At 66.0% G+C, this 17,988-nt stretch carries 14 protein-coding genes; 5 read left to right on the forward strand and 9 right to left on the reverse strand.

The window, feature by feature from the left end:
- Positions 1 to 69: 69 nt before the first annotated feature.
- Entirely contained in the window at positions 70 to 624 is a 555-nt protein-coding gene (locus tag H9638_RS11930) for an ArsR/SmtB family transcription factor (RefSeq protein ID WP_191747585.1), read from the reverse strand.
- A gap of 57 nt (positions 625 to 681) precedes the next feature.
- On the reverse strand, positions 682 to 1,890 hold the full coding sequence (locus H9638_RS11935) for an acetoin utilization protein AcuC (protein ID WP_191747587.1): 1,209 nt from the start codon (positions 1,888 to 1,890) through the stop codon (positions 682 to 684).
- Positions 1,891 to 1,999: 109 nt separating this feature from the next.
- Here H9638_RS11935 and H9638_RS11940 point away from each other — a divergent pair, with 109 nt between their 5' ends.
- Positions 2,000 to 3,409 carry a TrkH family potassium uptake protein gene (locus H9638_RS11940; RefSeq protein ID WP_191747589.1) on the forward strand — a complete coding sequence of 470 codons (1,410 nt, stop codon included), beginning with the start codon at positions 2,000 to 2,002 and terminating at the stop codon, positions 3,407 to 3,409.
- Positions 3,402 to 4,070, forward strand: a complete 669-nt coding sequence (locus H9638_RS11945; protein ID WP_066296444.1) for a potassium channel family protein — start codon at positions 3,402 to 3,404, stop codon at positions 4,068 to 4,070. The genes H9638_RS11940 and H9638_RS11945 overlap by 8 nt, the downstream gene beginning before the upstream one ends.
- A 16-nt stretch (positions 4,071 to 4,086) precedes the next feature.
- On the opposite strand, the gene proC is transcribed toward H9638_RS11945, so the two are convergent.
- From proC to H9638_RS11975, 6 genes are all read right to left on the reverse strand, one after another.
- Positions 4,087 to 4,932: a pyrroline-5-carboxylate reductase gene (gene proC / locus H9638_RS11950; RefSeq protein ID WP_191747591.1), complete on the reverse strand. Its 846-nt coding sequence runs from the start codon at positions 4,930 to 4,932 to the stop codon at positions 4,087 to 4,089.
- A 93-nt stretch (positions 4,933 to 5,025) separates the two neighbouring features.
- Entirely contained in the window at positions 5,026 to 5,859 is an 834-nt protein-coding gene (locus H9638_RS11955; protein WP_191747593.1) for a sugar phosphate isomerase/epimerase family protein, read from the reverse strand.
- A complete protein-coding gene (locus tag H9638_RS11960; protein ID WP_191747595.1) occupies positions 5,856 to 6,890 on the reverse strand; it encodes a Ppx/GppA phosphatase family protein in 1,035 nt (344 codons plus the stop codon). The genes H9638_RS11955 and H9638_RS11960 overlap by 4 nt, the downstream gene beginning before the upstream one ends.
- A gap of 87 nt (positions 6,891 to 6,977) precedes the next feature.
- Complete coding sequence (gene topA / locus H9638_RS11965; protein ID WP_191747596.1) at positions 6,978 to 9,695, reverse strand: type I DNA topoisomerase; 2,718 nt, start codon at positions 9,693 to 9,695, stop codon at positions 6,978 to 6,980.
- Positions 9,696 to 9,852: 157 nt separating this feature from the next.
- On the reverse strand, positions 9,853 to 11,619 hold the full coding sequence (locus H9638_RS11970; protein ID WP_318241863.1) for a DUF7059 domain-containing protein: 1,767 nt from the start codon (positions 11,617 to 11,619) through the stop codon (positions 9,853 to 9,855).
- 102 nt (positions 11,620 to 11,721) lie between these two features.
- The gene (locus H9638_RS11975; protein ID WP_225217346.1) at positions 11,722 to 13,179 is read right to left on the reverse strand and encodes an MDR family MFS transporter; all 1,458 of its coding nucleotides are present in this window, start codon (positions 13,177 to 13,179) and stop codon (positions 11,722 to 11,724) included.
- Between the two features lie 143 nt (positions 13,180 to 13,322).
- Here H9638_RS11975 and H9638_RS11980 point away from each other — a divergent pair, with 143 nt between their 5' ends.
- Positions 13,323 to 13,925, forward strand: a complete 603-nt coding sequence (locus tag H9638_RS11980) for a TetR family transcriptional regulator (protein ID WP_191747598.1) — start codon at positions 13,323 to 13,325, stop codon at positions 13,923 to 13,925.
- On the opposite strand, the gene trhO is transcribed toward H9638_RS11980, so the two are convergent.
- Positions 13,922 to 14,815 (reverse strand): oxygen-dependent tRNA uridine(34) hydroxylase TrhO, encoded by an 894-nt coding sequence (trhO, locus tag H9638_RS11985; protein WP_191747599.1) that lies wholly within the window; start codon positions 14,813 to 14,815, stop codon positions 13,922 to 13,924. The two genes, H9638_RS11980 and trhO, sit on opposite strands and share 4 nt — an antisense overlap.
- 82 nt (positions 14,816 to 14,897) lie before the next feature.
- Between trhO and H9638_RS11990 the strand changes: the two genes are divergently transcribed.
- Together H9638_RS11990 and H9638_RS11995 are read left to right on the forward strand one after the other, a co-directional pair.
- Positions 14,898 to 15,548, forward strand: a complete 651-nt coding sequence (locus tag H9638_RS11990; protein WP_191747600.1) for a GNAT family N-acetyltransferase — start codon at positions 14,898 to 14,900, stop codon at positions 15,546 to 15,548.
- A gap of 71 nt (positions 15,549 to 15,619) precedes the next feature.
- Positions 15,620 to 17,983 carry a DEAD/DEAH box helicase gene (locus H9638_RS11995; protein ID WP_191747602.1) on the forward strand — a complete coding sequence of 788 codons (2,364 nt, stop codon included), beginning with the start codon at positions 15,620 to 15,622 and terminating at the stop codon, positions 17,981 to 17,983.
- The last annotated feature ends 5 nt before the right edge of the window (positions 17,984 to 17,988 follow it).

Genomic DNA, 17,988 nt, shown 5'->3' on the forward strand with positions numbered 1-17,988 from the left:
GTTCCCCGCCTGCTTACTACGCTAGACCGATTGGTGCCGGGGTGCGATTGAAGACCGGGGCAGCGCCGCTTATGGGCGGCGGCGGCGGAACTTGGGTAGTGAACCCAGCAGGTCAGCGGCGCGTTCCGCGGCACGGCCGACGGTGCGGCCAAGCTGCTGCTGGACGCTGGCGTCAGCGGCCGAAGGGGTTTCGGCAGCGCCGGACGGCAGCTGTGCCGCCACGGCAGCGGCAGCATTTTGCCGTCCTGTTCCGGGCGCGGGGCGCCCCGGGAAGAAGGATCGGCCGCCGCGGAAATCGGCTGTCTCCAGGCCGGCGGCGACGCCGGCCAGGCGCGGAGTGGTGGCCTGGTCGGCGGTAAGTGATGGCAGATCGAATGCGCTAAGCCATAGTACTACCTCGTCGAGCGGCTCGGTCTTCAGCGCGTAGTAACGCCGCTGACCTTCCGCCCGCATTGTGACCAGCCCCGCTTCGCGCAGGACCTTCAAATGCTTCGATACCGTGGGCTGGCTGACTTCGAGTTCCTCCACCAGTTCACCCACGGATTTGTCGCCGCTGCGCAGTGCACCCAGGATTTCGCGCCGGGTGCCTTCCGCGATGACAGCGAATACATCATCAATGACCATATCCATTACCTTAGCCGCATACATTCGCCCGGCTGCTCACGGAGGGGTCCGCGCCGGTCAGTCGAACCAGGGGTCCAGGCCGTGCAGCGGAAAAACTTCCTTGCGGGTCGCCATGACTGTCCGGTCGATCTCGTCATTGGGGTCGTAGCCGACCTCCCAGGAGCGCCACCACACGTCCTCACCGTCGCCCAGGGCGGGCGGGGTTTCGATGCCGTGCCGTTCGCGGACGTAGTCCCGCCAGCTGCGCGGCACCGGCGTTGTGACCGGCATCCGGGTGTTCGCTGCCACCGCCAGCAGGAGGCTCCAGGACCGCGGAACCACGCTGGCCACGTTGTATCCGCCGCCGCCGGTGGCCACCCACCGGCCTTCGCAGAACTGATCCGCCAAGCCGGAGATGCTGAGTGCGGCCTGCCGCTGTGTCTCCACGGACAGGCGAAGGTTGGAAAGCGGATCGTCCCGGTGGCCGTCGCAGCCGTGCTGGCTGATGATCACCTCCGGCGCGAACGCCCCGGTCAGCTGGGGGACGACGGCGTGGAAGGCCCGCAGCCAGCCGGCGTCCGTGGTGCGCGCAGGCAGCGCTACGTTCACGGCCGTGCCGGCCGCATCCGGTCCGCCCGACTCGTTCGCGAAACCCGTGCCTGGGAAAAGGGTCAGCCCGGTTTCGTGCAGCGAAATAGTCATGACGCGCGGATCGTTCCAGAAAATCGACTGGGTTCCGTCGCCGTGGTGCGCGTCGACGTCGATGTACAGGACCCGGGAATAGCCTGCATCCAGGAACCGCGCGATGGCGGCGGCGGCGTCGTTGTAGATGCAGAAACCTGAGGCCCTGCCTGCCGCGGCATGGTGCATGCCGCCGCTGAAGTTCACGGCGTGCAGGGCCTCGCCGGACAGCACAGCCTCCGCGGCGGCGAGCGAGCCGCCCACCAGCCTGGCGCTGGCCTCATGCATTCCTTCGAACGCCGGGTCGTCCTCCGTTCCCAGGCCCAGGGCCTCGTTGCAACGGTCAGGGTTGCGGCTGGCCTCCCGGACGGCCGCAATATAACCGGGCTCGTGCACCGTGGCGAGCTGGGCGTCCCCGGCGACGAACGGTTCCCCCAGGGTGACCTGCGGCAGGTCAAAAATTCCAAGCTCCTTCGCCAGCCGGGCGGTCAGGTCCAGCCGGAGCGGATTCATGGGATGACCGGGGCCAAAGTTATAAGCCAGCAGTGACTCGTTCCACACGATGCAGGTGGGGATCGAGGGGAGGCTGAGCCCGGTACTCGTCATGGTCACAGGCTACGCGATCCGCTCTCCGTGCCCCGCACCGCCGCCGGCAACGTTAAGTGGTTTACTACTCAGCAGGACCACAGCGCACAGAACTGGAATTTTTCGACCCATGGCATCCCCACAGCAGCCTCCGCTGCAGACGCGCCAACGCCGTCCCCTCGGCTTTGTCGCAGCAGGCCGGGACTTCATTGACGCCGTCGCCAACAGCTCCCCCGCGCGTCTGGCCCTCATTGTCTTCAGCCTGGTGATCCTGGTCTTTACAGCGCTGCTGTCCCTTCCGGCGGCCTCCGCGTCCGGCGAAGTCACGCCGCTGCATGATGCGATGTTCACGGCCGTTTCCGCGGTCTGCGTTACCGGCTTGACCGTAGTTTCCACCGCAGCGTACTGGTCAGTATTCGGGCAGGTGCTGATCCTGGTGGCCATCCAGGTCGGCGGGCTGGGCATCCTGACCATGGCCTCGCTCCTGGCGCTGGCTGTGAACCGCCGCCTCGGTGTGCGCGGGAAGCTGATTGCCCAGGAGGGCATGAACACCGGCCGGCTTGGCGAGGTGGGTTCGCTGCTGCGGATTGTTGTGGCCACCACCGTGTTGATCGAGCTGGCCCTCGCTGCGGTGCTGGCCCCGCGCTTTATGGTGCTCGGTGAATCCCCGGGCCAGGCCATCTGGCACGCGGTGTTCTACTCCATCTCCTCGTTCAACAATGCCGGGTTCACTCCGCACTCGGACGGCCTGGTTCCGTACGAAAACGATCCCTGGATTCTTATCCCCCTGATGCTGGGCGTGTTCATCGGTTCCCTTGGTTTCCCGGTCATCATGGTCCTGCTCCAGACCCGGCTGCGGCCTCGGGGATGGAACCTGCACACCAAGCTGACGCTGGTGGTCTCCTTCATCCTGCTGGGTGCCGGAAGCCTGCTCTGGGCCGCGTTCGAGTGGTTCAACGAGCGGACCATTGCCGGCATGGGCGTTGGCGAGAAGATCCTGCACGCCATTTTCGCCTCAGTCATGATGCGCTCGGGCGGGTTCAGCCTGGTCGAGATGGCCGACCAGGATGCCAGCACCCTGGTGATCACGGACATGCTGATGTTCGCCGGCGGAGGTTCCGCTTCAACCGCCGGCGGCATCAAGGTCACCACCATCGCAGTGATCTTCCTGGCCATCATCGCGGAGGCCCGCGGTGACACGGATGTGCGGGCCTTTGCCCGGAACATCCCCGCAGGTGCCCTCCGGGTTGCGATCTCCGTGGTGATGCTCGGTGCCACCATGGTCGCCGTCGCAACCCTGGCGCTGCTGGTCATCACGGACGAGACCCTGCAGCCGGTACTGTTCGAGGTGATCTCCGCATTCGCTACCGTAGGACTAAGTGTTGGGCTGAGCCCTGAGCTGCCGCCGGCAGGCAAGTACGTGCTGGCCGCAACCATGTTCGCCGGACGCGTCGGAACGATCACGCTCGCGGCCGCCCTAGCACTTCGGCAGCGCAAGCCGCTGTACCACTACCCGGAAGAAAGGCCCATCATTGGCTGAAAGACCGCCGCATAATGCTCCCGTCCTGGTGATCGGACTGGGCCGTTTCGGTTCCGCCACGGCCGAGCAGCTTGTGAAGCAGGGCCGGGAGGTCCTGGCCATCGAACGGGATCCGGATCTGGTCCAGAAAGCAGCCGGCAAGCTCACGCATGTGGTGCAGGCCGATGCCACCAACATCGACGCGCTCAAGCAGCTGGGCGCGCAGGACTTTTCCGCCGCCGTCGTAGGCGTGGGCACCTCGATCGAATCCAGCGTGCTGATCACGGTGAACCTGGTGGACCTGGGCATCGAGCACCTCTGGGTCAAGGCCATCACCCCGGCCCACGGCAAGATCCTGACCCGGATCGGCGCCAACCACGTGATCTACCCGGAGGCTGACGCCGGGCAGCGCGCCGCGCACCTGGTCGGCGGCCGGATGCTCGATTTCATCGAGTTCGACGACGATTTCGCCATCGTGAAGATGTATCCGCCCAAGGAAACCCAGGGCTTCACGCTGCGCGAATCCAATGTCCGGTCCAAGTACGGCGTGACGATCGTGGGCGTGAAATCACCGGGCGAGGACTTCACCTACGCGCAGGCTGACACCAAGGTATCCAGCCGGGACGTGCTGATCGTCTCCGGGCACGTTGACCTGCTGGAGCGCTTCGCGGCCCGGCCGTAACCCACCCGGCTGCGCCCTAGGAAGCCGCGGTGAGCTCCGCGGTAATCGCCGCTGAACGGTCCGCGGCGGCAGCCATGCCGGCCGCGATGGTTCCGGGCAGGTCCTGTTCGTTGAAGACGCGGATCGCGGCTTCCGTGGTCCCGTTGGGGCTGGTCACTGCCTTGCGCAAAGCAGCAGCGTCCGCGCCCGGCTCGGCCAGCATGGCGCCGGCACCCGCCACGGTCTCAGCCGCCAGGACGGCGGCGAGCTCCGGGTCCAGGCCCAGCTCCACGCCTGCCTTGGCCATCGCCTCCGCCAGGTAGAAGGCGTAGGCGGGGCCGGACCCGCTGACGGAGCCGACGGCGTCCAGCTGGTTTTCGGGCACCTCGACGACGCGGCCGGTGCTGGAAAGCAGGGAACGAACCACTTCCACCGATTCGGGGGTGGCCGAGGAACCCGGAGCCAGCGCGGTGACGCCGCGGCCCACCTTGGCGGGGGTATTGGGCATGGTGCGGATCACCTGTGTCCCGGCCGGCAGCGCGGCTTCCATGAGTTCCAGGGGCACTGCTGCGGCGACACTGACGACGACGGCTCCCGGGGCCAGGGAACCGGCCACCTCGGTGAGCATGGCGCGGACGCCAACGGGCTTCACCCCAACAATCACAATGTCGGCTTCCGCTGCGGCGGTGCGGTTTGCGCCGCCGTCCTCCGAACCGGCCAGGACAGTGATCCCGTGCCGCTGCCGCAGTTCCGCTGCGCGGTCGGCACGGCGGACCGTGGCAGTAATCCGGTCCGCCGGGAAACCGCCGGCCAGGATACCGCCGAGGATGGCTTCGTTCATGGAACCGCAGCCGAGGAAGGAAAGTCGGGGGAGATTTTGCATGCCCCGATTCTTTCACGGGCCCGCGGCTGGGCCGAACGTTGTCCGACGCGCGGAATTGCCGGTGGGCTGCCCGCACCCGGCAATCAAGGCGGTCTATTCGTCGAGCACCTGATTGAGGTTCACCCGGGCGAACTCCAGGGTCTGCCGCAGCATCTCCTCGCGTTCCCCCGGTTCCTTGGCCCGGCGGGTACTGACTTCAATGGCTACTGTCCCACTGTAACCGGTCTCTGACAGGTACTGCAGTGTCTCGGCGCAGCGCTGAGTCCCCTCCCCCGGCAGCAGGTGTTCGTCCTTGCCGTTCGGGGTTCCGTCCGTTAGATGCACGTGGCTGAGCCGGCTGCCGAGTTTGCGGATCTCCTGATAGGAATCCATTCCGGCAATCGCGGCGTGGGAGAAGTCCCAGGTCACGTGCTCATACGGTTCCGGCAGCGGATTCCAGTGCGGCAGGTAGGCCTTCGTCTCGCGGCCGCGGACACGCCACGGATACATATTTTCCACAGCGATGATGACGCCGTAGTCCTCAGCGATCCGCCGTACCCCTTCAGCGAAGTTCTCCGCGTATCCGGTCTGCCACCGGAACGGTGGGTGCGCCACCACGATTCGTGCGCCGACTTCAGCGGCCATCGCCGCGGAAAGTTCAATCTTGGTCCAGGCCTTGCCCCAGACCTGCTGGGTGAGCAGCAGAGTGGGAGCATGGATGGCCAGCACCGGCAGCTGGTACCTCTCGATCAGCCCCTTGACGGTGTCCGGGTTCCGGCTGATCTGGCTGCCCGTGACCATCACCTCCACCCCGTCGTAGCCCAGGTCATGCGCCACGGCAAACGTGTCGTGGACGGACAGCGGGTAGACCGAGGAGCTGGACAGGGCCACCGGGATGGTTGGCAGGTTGACAGCCGGCTGGACCGGCTTGGGGGAGGTTAGGGTCATGGCGTTGCACTTCCGCTCGGTTCACCGGCAGCAGCCAGGACCAGGGTCCCGGCAGAATCTGGCAGGTAAGGTTCAGGCCCGGCCGGCAGGGGGCCCGGGGTATCAAAGCGCAGCGTATCCAAACGCTGCAGGATCAGGCCTTCGCGCAGCGCCCAGGGGCAGATCTGCAGGGACTTGAGGTCGAAGGCTTCCATCGCCGCCTCAGCGACCAGCGCGCCGGCCAGCAACTGGGGTGCCCGGAGGGCGGAGACCCCGTCAAGGCTGGACCGCTCGGTCACGCTCATGGTGGAAAGCCGCAGGGCCAGCCGGGTGAGGTCCTTCCGGCGCAGCTTGCGCCGGGTGTAGGGACCGGCCGACGACGGCGCCGCGCCCGTCAGGCGGGCCAGCGAACGGAACGTCTTGGAGGTGCCGGTAGCCAGGTTTGGTGTCCCGTACGGCAGGAATTCCAGGGCCGCGTCATGCACAGTGTTGCGGATGTACGCACGCAGCGCATCAATGCTTTCCGGGGCCGGCGGATCACCGTCCAGCCAGTCCCGGGTGAGCCGGCCGGCGCCCAGCGGCACGGAGACGGCGACGTCGGGCAGTTCATCCTCGCCCTGCGCCATCTCGAAGGAACCGCCGCCGATGTCCAGGTCCAGGAGTGTCCCCGCGCCCCAGCCGTACCAGCGCCGCGCGGCCAGGTAGGTCATGGACGCTTCCTGCCGTCCGCTTAGTTCCCTGAGTGCGACGCCGGTTTGGAGTTCCACGTGATCCAGCACGGACGGACCGTTGACGGCTTCCCGAATGGCCGAGGTGCAGAAGGCCAGCAAGTCCTGCGCCCGGTGGCGTTCGGCAAACTCACGGGCTTCTTCCACGAATTCGACCAGCAGGCGCTGGCCCTCGGCTGTGATGGCTCCGCTGTCATCCAGGTGGGCCACCAGCTGCAGCGGCCGCTTGTGGGAGGCGAAGGGCACCGGGCGGGCACCCGGATGGGCGTCCACCAGGAGCAGGTGGACGGTGTTGGAACCAATATCCAGGACGCCTAGTCGCATGGTTCCATTATGGCTCCGCCGCGGCCGCACGCCTGCGCCGGGCCCCGCGCAGGGACCCGGAGCAGACGCCCGGCAGCCGGCATCGGCCTACTTCTTCGCCGTGGCGCGCTTGCGGACGGGCTTTTTGGCCGGGCCCTTCTCGCGCTTCTCGGCCAGCAGTTCCACGGCCTGTTCCCGGGTGAGTTCCTCGATCGCAGTGGAGCGCGGAACCGTGATGTTCGTGATGCCGTCGGTGATGTACGGGCCGAAGCGTCCGTCCTTCACCACAATGGGCTTTTCCGAAACGGGGTCGGTGCCGAACTCTGCCAGCGGAGCGGCGGCCTGGCGCCCGCCGCGCTGCTTGGGCTGCGAGTAGATCTCCAGTGCCTGCTCGAGGGTGATCGTGAAGATCTCCTCCTCCGACCCGATCGAGCGGGAGTCCGTCCCCTTCTTCAGGTACGGGCCGAACCGGCCGTTCTGCACGGTGATCTCGTTGCCCTCAGCGTCGGTGCCCAGCACGCGGGGCAGGCGCATCAGCTTCAGGGCTTCTTCAAGGGTGACCGTCTCCACGCTCATCGACTTGAACAGCGAACCGGTGCGCGGCTTGACCTTGACGGGCTTCTTCGGCGGCTTGGGCTTGCCGTTCTTGTAGTACTCCACCGGCTGGTTGGCCAGTTCCTCGGCGGTCGGTTCCGGAATGAGCTCGATGACGTAGGGTCCGTAGCGGCCGTTGCGCGCCACAATGGTGCGTCCGGTTTCCGGGTCCTCGCCGAGCACTCGCTCCTCGGGGCCGGCGCTGTTCATCAGTTCGATCGCCTTTTCGGCGGTCAGCTCATCCGGTGCCAGGTCCTCCGGCACGTTGGCCCGGTCCGGCTCGGTGCCTTCGGGAGCGTCCGCGGGCAGCGGGCGTTCCAGGTACGGACCGAATTTGCCCACGCGCAGCACAATGCCGTCCGCGATCTCGATCGAGTTCACCGCACGGGCGTCGATTTCGCCGAGGTCGTTAACGATGGTGTGCAGGCCGGTTTCGACGCGGTCGCCGTAGTAGAACTGGTTCAGCCATTCCACCCGGCCGGCTTCCCCGCGGGCGATCCGGTCCAGGTCCTCTTCGAGCTCGGCCGTGAAGTCGTAGTCCACGTAATCGGTGAAGTGTTCCTCGAGCAGGCGCACCACGGAGAACGCGATCCAGCTCGGGACCAGGGCCTGGCCGCGGCTGGTCACGTAGCCGCGGTCCATGATGGTGGAGATGGTTGCCGCGTAGGTGGACGGACGTCCGATGCCCAGTTCTTCGAGCATTTTCACCAGCGATGCTTCCGTGAAGCGCGGCGGTGGGGAGGTCTCATGGCCGGCGGCTGCCAGCTCGGCTGCCGTCAGCGGATCGTCCTTCTTCAGGATCGGCAGGCGTCCGTCGCCGGCGCCGTCCTCCTCGTCCCGCGAGGCGTCATGGCCTTCTTCATAAGCGGCCATAAAACCGCGGAAGGTGATGACCGTGCCGGAGGCTGAGAATTCGGCGTCGCGCCCGTCGGCGGCCACGGCACCCAGCTTGACGGACGCCGTCGAGCCCTTGGCATCTGCCATCTGCGAGGCGACGGTCCGCTTCCAGATCAGTTCATAGAGCTTGAATTCGTCGCCGCGCAGCGAGGACGCCACCTGTGCCGGAGTGCGGAAGGAGTCACCAGCGGGGCGGATGGCCTCGTGTGCTTCCTGCGCGTTCTTGGACTTTCCCTTGTAGACACGGCGGGCCTCGGGCACGTATTCGGGTCCGTAAAGCTCCGAAGCCTGGCGGCGCGCAGCGTTGATGGCCTGGTCCGACAGCGAGGACGAGTCGGTACGCATATAGGTGATGTAGCCGTTTTCATACAGCCGCTGCGCCACCTGCATGGTCACGCGGGAGGAGAAGCGCAGCTTGCGGCTGGCTTCCTGCTGCAGCGTGGAGGTGGTGAACGGTGCTGCGGGACGGCGGGTGTAGGGCTTGGTTTCCAGCGACCGGACAGTGAACGACGCCGATTCCAGGCCGGCGGCCAGCGATACGGCCGCTGCTTCATCCAGGTGGGTGACGGCCTTGGACTTGAGCTCGCCGCGGTCGGTGAAGTCCTTGCCGGTGGCGATCCGGGCCCCGTCCACCGAGGTCAGGCGGGCCTTGAAGGTCTCCGAGGAGGAGGTGGCGAAAGTGCCCAGCAGGTCCCAGTAGGACGCGGAGCGGAAGGCCATGCGTTCGCGTTCGCGCTCCACGACCAGACGGGTGGCAACGGACTGGACGCGGCCGGCGGACAGGCCGCGGGCTACCTTGCGCCAGAGCACCGGGGAGATCTCGTAGCCGTACAGGCGGTCCAGGATGCGGCGGGTTTCCTGCGCGTCAACCATGGAAATGTCGATGTCCCGCATTTCCAGCAGCGCGCGCTGGATGGCTTCCTTGGTGATTTCCGGGAAGGTCAGGCGGTGGACGGGCACCTTCGGCTTCAGGACCTGGAGCAGGTGCCACGCGATGGCTTCGCCTTCGCGGTCACCGTCAGTTGCGAGGTAAAGTTCGTCGGCGTCCTTGAGCGCAGCCTTGAGCTCTGCGACCTTCTTCTTCTTGTCGGTGGAGACGACGTAATACGGCTCGAAGTCCTTTTCGACGTCGACGGCGAACTTGCCCAGCGAGCTCTTTTTCAGCTCCGCGGGAAGGTCCGAGGGCTGGGGAAGATCGCGGATATGCCCCATGGAGGCCGTCACTTCAAACCCTTCGCCGAGGTACCCGGCGATGGTCTTGCCCTTGGCCGGGGACTCGACAATTACCAACTTCTTCTTTTTGCCGGCCGACTTGTCCGTTGCCTTAACTGGCACTGTTCTCCTACGTACGGGGTAGATCAAATGAAAATGAGGAAGGCGCGGAAAGGACCGCTGGCCTGCTCATCCTAAGACAGTATGGGGTTTTCCCAAGCACAAGGGTAACCTCAACCGGTCTGGCCCGCCGACGCACCCCCAAATCCGTGCAGTGCTGCTAAGGCTGCACGGGCAGCAGGAATCCGTCCAGGATAAGGTTGCGCACTTCCGCTTCGAGTCCCGGGGCGAACTCCGGATCTTCCCGGCCAAGCAGGGAGCCCAGCGCGGCGATAATCGCCCCGGCGGACAGGTCGCCGTCGCAGGCGGAGACGAACCCGGTGAGCTCGGTGCTCATCAGGTTGGTCCGGCGCAGGCCGGCACCCTGCCGCAGGAGGATGACACCGGGATGTTCCGCGCCGGGACGCTGGTGGCGTTCCTCCGTAACGTCCCCGGCAACCACCAGGTGCTCGCCGGAAAGGTCAGGATGGGCCGCTGCCCAGTCAAAGAGGTCGACGGCGGCACCCAGGTGCGGGCCAATCGGAGACTCGAGCGGGTGGGTGATTTCCTCAAACCGGTGCAGCGGGGCAGCGGCCGGATCCGCCCGGCGGCGCATCCAGACCAGGCCGAAGCCGACGGCGGTAGTGCCCCGCGAGGCAAAGTCCTCAAGGTAAGCGGCGTAGGAGGCAGCATATTCGTTCTTGTCGCGGTTCTCCGCCGCGTCCCGCAGCCACATTTCGGCATATTCCGCCGGGCTCAGGGTTTCCCGCTGGATGACCCAGGCGTCCATGGTTTCCGGCAGCCAGGAACGCAGCCGTGCGCTCCATCCGTTCCGGTCTTCCTGGTCAGGGTCCTGAATCTCCCAGTTGCCGAGCATCTGGGCGGTGCCGCCGGGCGCCAGGACAGATCCGAGATTCCGGAACAGTCCTTCGACAATGCCGTCGCCGGCCATGCCGCCGTCGCGGTAGGTGAAGCGGCCCTCAGCGGTTTCGGCCGCAGAGCGCGGGGTGATCACGAACGGCGGGTTGGAAACCACCAGATCGAACCGCTCCCCCGCCACCGGTTCCAGCATGCTGCCCAGCCGCAGATCGATGCGCTGTTCCGGGCGGGCCGGGTCGAGGCCCAGGGCGGGTGCATTCAGGAGGAGGTTAAAGCGGGTGAAACCCAGGGCCCGTTCAGAAATGTCAGTTGCGGTGACGTGCCCGGCATGGCTGAGCAGGTGGAAGGCCTGGATGCCGCATCCGGTCCCCAGATCCAGTGCCCGTGCCACGGGCCGGCGGCTGGTCAGCTGGGCCAGGGACAGTGAGGCCTGGCCTATCCCCAGGACATGGTCGTGGGGCAGCACCCCGGGACGCTGGTGGGCCCCGAGGTCGCTGGCGACCCAGAGCTGGACTGCGGCGCTGGGTGCGGGAGGGCTGTCTGCCAGGGCGTCCCCGTCCCGGGCGGGGGCGTCGCCGTCCCGGGCGGGGGCGTCGCCGTCGTCGTCGGCGTCGCCGTCGTCGTCAGTGGCGGCGCCCTCATTCGCATCGGCGGCGCCCTCATTCGCATCGGCGGCGGCGTCAAAAGCATAGGGCCGCAGGTCAACGGCGGCCCGGAAAAGCTCCGGACTCTCCGGGTCCTCCTCGGCAAGTCCGAGCTGCAGCAGCCCGGCGGCACCGGTGCGGGGGAAGGCGGCATCGAGCCGGGCCGGGCTCACAGACTCACCGGTAAGCCACAGCTGCACGGCGGCAGCTAGGGGCACCGGCCCCCCTGCCTCGACGGCCGCCCGGCAGATCAGCAGTGCCGGAACCACCTGCTCCCGGCCCAGCGCCGCGCTGGCCTCCTCCCCCAGGAAGGCGGCAACGCCGTCGACCGTGTAGCCGGCGTCCTGCAGGTCAGCGGCGAGGCCGGCCAGAAGCGGAAGGTTCGAACTCTGCGGAGCGCCAGGGGTCCGGGAAAAATCAGTCACCGTTCCAGTCTAGGTTCCGCTGCCGGCCTTCATTGCCCGCCCAAAAACCAGGAGCCGGGCCGTTTGACCCGCAAACGACCCGGCTCCGGCGCCTGAAGTGCCTTAGTGCGCCCTGGTGACCTTGATGAACGGTGCGAGCACCAGGCTAAGGGTGGCCAGGACGGCTCCGATGATGAAGGAGACGTGGGCACCCGAGAACAGTGCCGACGCCAGATCCGAGCCGGCTTCCAGTTTTCCTGCGGACAGCAGCGACATCACGGTGACGAAAATGGTGGTGCCGATGGCGCCACCGAGCTGCTGGCCTGTGTTGAAGATTGCCGATCCGTGGCCATAGAGGCGGGGTTCGAGGGAAGCCATGGCGGAAGCGAGCAGACCGGTCATCAGCATGGCCAGGCCAATGCTGAAGACCACATGGCTGACCACGAACATCCACAGCTCGGTATCCGTAGTCACCGTGACGAAAAGCCACTGGCCAAGCGCCAGCATGGCAGCGCCGGGGATCAGGACCGGCCGGGGGCCGAAGCGGTCGTAGACACGGCCGAAAATCGGAGCCACAAATGCCTGCACCAGGCCACCGGGCAGCAGCAGCATTCCGATGGTCAGGGTGCTCAGGCCGCTGCCGGTCTGGAGGATGATCGGAATCATGACCACGGTGCCGAGCATGGTGCCCATGGCAATCATGATCATCACCACACTGAAGGTGAAGGGGCGGTGCTTGAACGGAGTGAGGTTCAGGAGTTCGCGGCCGCTCCGGGTGAGGCGGACCTGCCGCCGGATAAACAGGGCAAGCCCGGCAATGCCAATGACGAAGGAGGCGATGGTCACCGCCAGGTTCTCGCTGGCGTGTTCAACGCTGGAGATCGCGTACACGAGGAAACCGAAGGCAACCGCGGACAGGATGACCGAGAGCACGTCCACCGGAATCTTGCGGGTATTGGCCGGAATCTTGATGAAGATCATCCCGAAGATGAGAATGAGGACGGCAAGCGGTGCCATCATCACGAAAATGTAGTGCCAGCTGAAGGCATTCACGATCGCACCGGATACGGTCGGCCCGATGGCCGGACCCACGGAGATCACAATCGAGTTCAGCCCCATGATCGCTCCGCGGTTCCGGACCGGAACCAGCGACAGCGTAGTGGTCATCAGCAGGGGCAGGACGATAGCGGTGCCGACAGCCTGGATGACCCGGGCGATCAGCAGGAAGACAAAGCTCGGTGCGAAAACCGCCAGGAGCGTGCCGGCCAGGAAGCTGAGCAGCGCAAAGATGAACAGGCTGCGCGTGGAGAACCGCTGGATCAGGAAGCCCGTGGTGGGGATGACAACGGACATGGTCAGCAGGAAGCCGGTGGTCAGCCACTGGCCGGCTGCCGCTGAGACATCCAGGTCGGCCATGATCGACGGCAGCGCCACGCTCAGGACGGTTTCGTTCAGGATCATCACGAAGGCCGCGAGGGCCAGGGCGCCGATGATTCCCGTCAGTTGTTTGGTGGAAAATACCGGCGGCGCGGCGGCGTGGGGCCGCTCTACTGCCGGGGCTGCGGGACTGTCGTGACTCAAATGCTTCCTCTTCCTGAATAATTTAGAACTCATAGATTGTGTCACAAACTGACAGTATTTTTGACCAAACGTGGCATACTGTGACAGAAACCAAGGCGGGCCGACGACCGCCTGCACGCGCATGAAGCAGGGAGGAGCGCGGAATGGGAATACGGGACGACCGCAAGGCAGCAACCCGGGGCGAGATTCAGCGGGCAACGCTTGATCTGCTGGAAACCGCCGGATTCGAGGCCACGACCGTCGCCCGGATCGCAGAGCAGGCTGGCATCTCGGAGCGCACTTTCTTCCGTTACTTCGACTCGAAGGAGTCTGCCGCGATGCCGGGGCAGGGCGAATTGGTGCAGGCGCTCCTGACCCATCCGCTTCACCCCGCGCTGACCTCCGCCCAGGTTCTCCGCGAGCTTATTGAGGTGTGCCGGAAGCACTTCGCCTACGAGGTCCAGCAGTACGAGTTCCTGCGGATTTCCCGTTTGGTCCTGCGCGAACCCGGACTCCTGCAGGGCGTGGCCCGGCAGGAACTGCAGCTGGTCTCGGCGCTCAGCGGATCGCTGGTCGAACGGAATATCCTCGGCCAGATGCCTGCCCTGCTCGTGGCCGAGCTCATCGCCTGCACGTGGCGGGTGGCCTGGCAGTGCTTTGCCCAGGAGGAGGGCGCGGGCCTCGGCTGTGACCCCGCTGAACTGTTCGAAAAGGCCGTCATCAACCTGGGTGAGATCGTTTCGCCGGCTGCTGGAGCCGCGGACTAGGCTGCGCAGCCGTCCGGGCAGCGAAGGGTTGAGGGGTCGGAGGCGCACCCGGCGCAATACAGCGTGAGTTCGCGGCACGCGGGGTTGGAACAGTTTTCAAACTTGCTCGTGGGCGCTGCGCAGCGGACGCACTCGCCGATCGTGGCGGCGTCGTCCGTGAATTCCATGTGCATCCGCTTGTCGAAGACATAAAGGGAACCCTCCCAGAGCCCTTTGTCGCCGTAAGTCTCTCCGTACCGGACGATCCCACCCTGCATCTGGTACACCTCCTGGAAACCGCGGTCCACCATCAGGGCGGAGAGCACCTCGCAGCGGACACCGCCGGTGCAGTACGTCACCACCGGCTTGTCCTTGAGGTCGTCGTACTTCCCGGAGTCCAGTTCGGCGATGAAGTCGTGGGTGGTCGAGACGTCCGGGACAACGGCGCCCTTGAACCGGCCGATCTGAGCTTCGAAGGCGTTGCGGCCGTCGAAGAAGACGATCTCCTCGCCCTCGGCCTTCTTCTTCTCCACGAGTTCGTGCAGTTCCTCGGGGCGCAGGTGTGTGCCGCCGCCTACCACGCCGTTTTCGTCGACCTTCAGCTCCCCCGGAGCGCCGAAGCTGACGATCTCCGGGCGGACCTTCACGCTCAGACGCGGGAAGTCCTCGGCGGAACCTTCTGAATACTTGATGTCCATCTTCTTGAACGCCGGATATTCGCGGGTGGCCTTGACGTAGGCCTTGACCGCGCTCAGCTCACCGCCGACCGTTCCGTTGATGCCGTCCTTGGAGATGAGGATGCGGCCCCGCAGGCCGAGTTTCTCGCAGAGTGCACGCTGCCAGAGACGGATCGCTTCCGGGTCCGGAAGCGGGGTAAAGGCGTAATAAAGAGCGATTCGGTTCAAAGCCACGCTTTAAGGGTAGACCGACGGGCAAAATCCGATTTAGGGATCAGCCCTGCCGCCCGTCCGGCTGCCGGGCTAGTGTTCATTCATGAACGCACTAACCGACGATCTCCTCGAAACCTGGGTTACCGGCTGGGCCCGCGCCCGCGGGTACCAGATGCGTCACGAGGGTCGGTTCCCGGCGGCCTTCCTCCACGACAAGACCAATGACTGGGAGTACTTCGCCCTCGAGCCCTCACATGACGAGTTCGCGGCACTGGCCTCCTCTGCCCGGCAGGGCGCCAGCCGCCTGTTCACCATCGTCACTTCACGGGTGGGTGAACTGCACGGCGCAGCCAACGTTTACGGGCTCTCGGTCCGCTCCACGGACGAGGTTTTTATGGTCCTAAACATGGACGGCCAGGACATTGAGGATCCGATCACGCCGGACGGCTACGACGCCGAGACGCTCCGGTCCGGGCCGGTGGGATCAGTGCTCGTCACAATGGAGGGCGAACCGGCAGCCCGCGGGCATGTTGCCGTGGTGGACGGCTATGCCGTGTATGACAAGATCTCAACGGAACCGGCCTTCCGCCGCCGCGGACTGGGCAGTTACGTCATGCGGGCGCTGACGGCGGTGGCCTTGGAACAGGACGCGGAGACAGGCCTGCTGATTTCACCCGAATCCGGGCTGGAACTGTACCGCTACCTCGGCTGGGAATCGCTGGCCAACGTGATGATTTTCGAACCGCGGCTCTAGCGGATTTCGCCGGTCGCGGAGCGGGCCGGGTTTGTTGCCTGCCACTGGCGTGCCGGTGGGAGAATGGCGGCGTGGCCTTACATGATTCCCTCATCCCGCTGCTCGGCGGCGGAACAGACCCGGAGCAGCTGGTCCACATCCATTCCATTCCGGCCCGCAAGGCGGAGACGGTGCCGTGGCCCGGTTGGGTCCATCCTGACGTGCAGGCCGCCTATGAACGTCTGGGCGTTCACTCGCCGTGGCGGCATCAGGCCGAGGCTGCCGAGTCAGCCCGCGCGGGCCGGCACACGATCATTTCCACCGGAACGGCGTCGGGAAAGTCGCTGGCTTACCAGCTGCCGGTGCTGGATGAGATCCACCGCACCGCCCTGGACGGCAGGATCAGCCTGGAACCCACCGGCTCGGTAGCCCTGTACCTCTCCCCCACCAAGGCACTCGCGGCAGACCAGCTCTCTGCCCTGAACGCACTGCAGCTGCCAACGCTGCGCGCGGAAACATACGACGGCGACACCGACCCGGGTGCGCGCCGCTGGATCCGTGACCACGCCAACCTGGTGCTGGCCAATCCGGACATGCTGCACTTCGGCGTGCTGCCGAACCATGCCTGGTGGGCACGGTTCTTCCGCCGGCTCAAGTACGTCATCATCGATGAGGCCCACAGCTACCGGGGCGTTTTCGGCTCCAACGTGGCCAACCTGATGCGCCGGCTGCGGCGGATCTGCACCTACTACGGTGCCGATCCGGTCTTCATTGGAGCCTCCGCCACGTCAGCGGATCCAGCACAATCCTTCGGCCGGCTGATCGGCGGGGACGTCCAGGCCTTCACCCGCGACTTTTCCCCGCACGGCGCGACGACGGTGGCGCTTTGGGAACCGCAGCTGACCGACCTGAAGGGGGAAAACGGTGCCCGCGAGCGGCGCACGGTGATCGCCGAAACCTCGGATCTGCTGGCCAACCTGGTTGCGGCCCAGGTCCGCACCATCGCATTCATTAAGTCCCGCCGCGGCGCGGAGGCGATAGCGACGATCAGCCGCCGGCTGCTGGAGGAGGTCCATCCGTCGCTGCCGGACCGGGTGGCGGCCTACCGTTCGGGATATCTGCCGGAGGAGCGGCGGGAGCTGGAGAATCAGCTGCGCAGCGGAGCACTGCTGGGGATTGCCAGCACCCCGGCCCTGGAGCTGGGGATCGATATTTCCGGGCTCGACGCCGTGCTGGTGGCTGGTTGGCCGGGGACGCGCGCGTCCCTGTTCCAGCAGATCGGCCGGGCCGGACGGTCGGGGCAGGATGCTCTGGCGGCCTTTGTAGCCAGCGACGATCCGCTCGATACGTACCTGGTGCATCATCCGGAGGCAATCTTCGATATTTCGGTCGAGGCAACGGTGTTCGACCCCTCGAACCCCTATGTGCTCGGCCCGCATCTGTGTGCCGCGGCCGCCGAGCTGCCCCTGACGCCGGATGAGCGGGAGCTGTTCGGCCCCACGGCTGCGAAACTGCTGGATTCGCTGGTGGCCCAGGGGTACCTGCGGCGCCGTCCGGCCGGCTGGTTCTGGACCCATGCCGAGAGCGCTGCCTCCATGGTGAACCTGCGTGCCAGCGGAGGCGGGCCGATCAACATCGTCGAGTCGGAGACCGGAACGCTGCTGGGCACCATGGATGCAGCGCAGAGCCAGTACCAGGCCCATACCGGCGCAGTCTATGTGCATCAGGGCCAGACCTTCATGGTGGATGAGCTGAACGAGGCCGACCACTGTGCCATGGTGACGCGGGGAAATCCGGAGTTCTATACCCAGGCCCGCGACATCACCCAGATCGAAGTGATGGAAACCGAGCGCACTTCACAGTGGGGCGAGATTACCGTGTGCTTCGGCACGGTGAAGGTGACGACCCAGGTGGTGTCGTTCCAGCGCAAGGCCCTGGTCTCGAACGAGATCATGGGCGAGGAACCCCTGGACCTGGAGGCCAAGGAGCTCTTCACCAAGGCTGTGTGGTTCATCATCGATGAGAAGCTGCTTCTCGGTGCCGGGCTGGCGGCCGCTGACTTCCCGGGGTCGCTGCACGCTGCCGAGCACGCCGCGATCGGGATGCTGCCGCTGGTGGCAACCTCGGACCGCTGGGACATCGGCGGGGTATCCACGGCTCTGCACGCGGACACCGGCAAGCCGACGATCTTCGTGTATGACGGCCATCCCGGCGGCGCCGGCTTCGCCGAACGGGCCTATGACGCCGCCACCGTGTGGCTCACCGCCACCCGGGACGCGATCCGTGCCTGTGAGTGCGACGGCGGCTGCCCGTCCTGCGTGCAGTCCCCCAAATGCGGCAACAAGAACAACCCGCTCGACAAGAAGGGTGCGGTCACGCTGATCGAAGTGCTGCTCGCGAATGCCCCGGACGGCGCGGCTGCCGGAGCCTCCGTCTCCGCCGGCTCACACCGGTAAAACCT

This window comes from Arthrobacter pullicola (assembly GCF_014836875.1).
Taxonomy (GTDB): domain Bacteria; phylum Actinomycetota; class Actinomycetes; order Actinomycetales; family Micrococcaceae; genus Arthrobacter_B; species Arthrobacter_B pullicola.

Excerpts from the sequence above, each read along its gene's own strand:
- proC (WP_191747591.1), bottom strand. The coding sequence starts at position 4,932 with ATGCAAAATCTCCCCCGACTTTCCTTCCTCGGCTGCGGTTCCATGAAC.
- H9638_RS11940 (WP_191747589.1), top strand. The coding sequence starts at position 2,000 with ATGGCATCCCCACAGCAGCCTCCGCTGCAGACGCGCCAACGCCGTCCC.
- H9638_RS11930 (WP_191747585.1), bottom strand. The coding sequence starts at position 624 with ATGGTCATTGATGATGTATTCGCTGTCATCGCGGAAGGCACCCGGCGC.
- H9638_RS11960 (WP_191747595.1), bottom strand. The coding sequence starts at position 6,890 with ATGCGACTAGGCGTCCTGGATATTGGTTCCAACACCGTCCACCTGCTC.
- H9638_RS11955 (WP_191747593.1), bottom strand. The coding sequence starts at position 5,859 with ATGACCCTAACCTCCCCCAAGCCGGTCCAGCCGGCTGTCAACCTGCCA.
- H9638_RS11935 (WP_191747587.1), bottom strand. The coding sequence starts at position 1,890 with ATGACGAGTACCGGGCTCAGCCTCCCCTCGATCCCCACCTGCATCGTG.
- H9638_RS11980 (WP_191747598.1), top strand. The coding sequence starts at position 13,323 with ATGGGAATACGGGACGACCGCAAGGCAGCAACCCGGGGCGAGATTCAG.
- H9638_RS11990 (WP_191747600.1), top strand. The coding sequence starts at position 14,898 with ATGAACGCACTAACCGACGATCTCCTCGAAACCTGGGTTACCGGCTGG.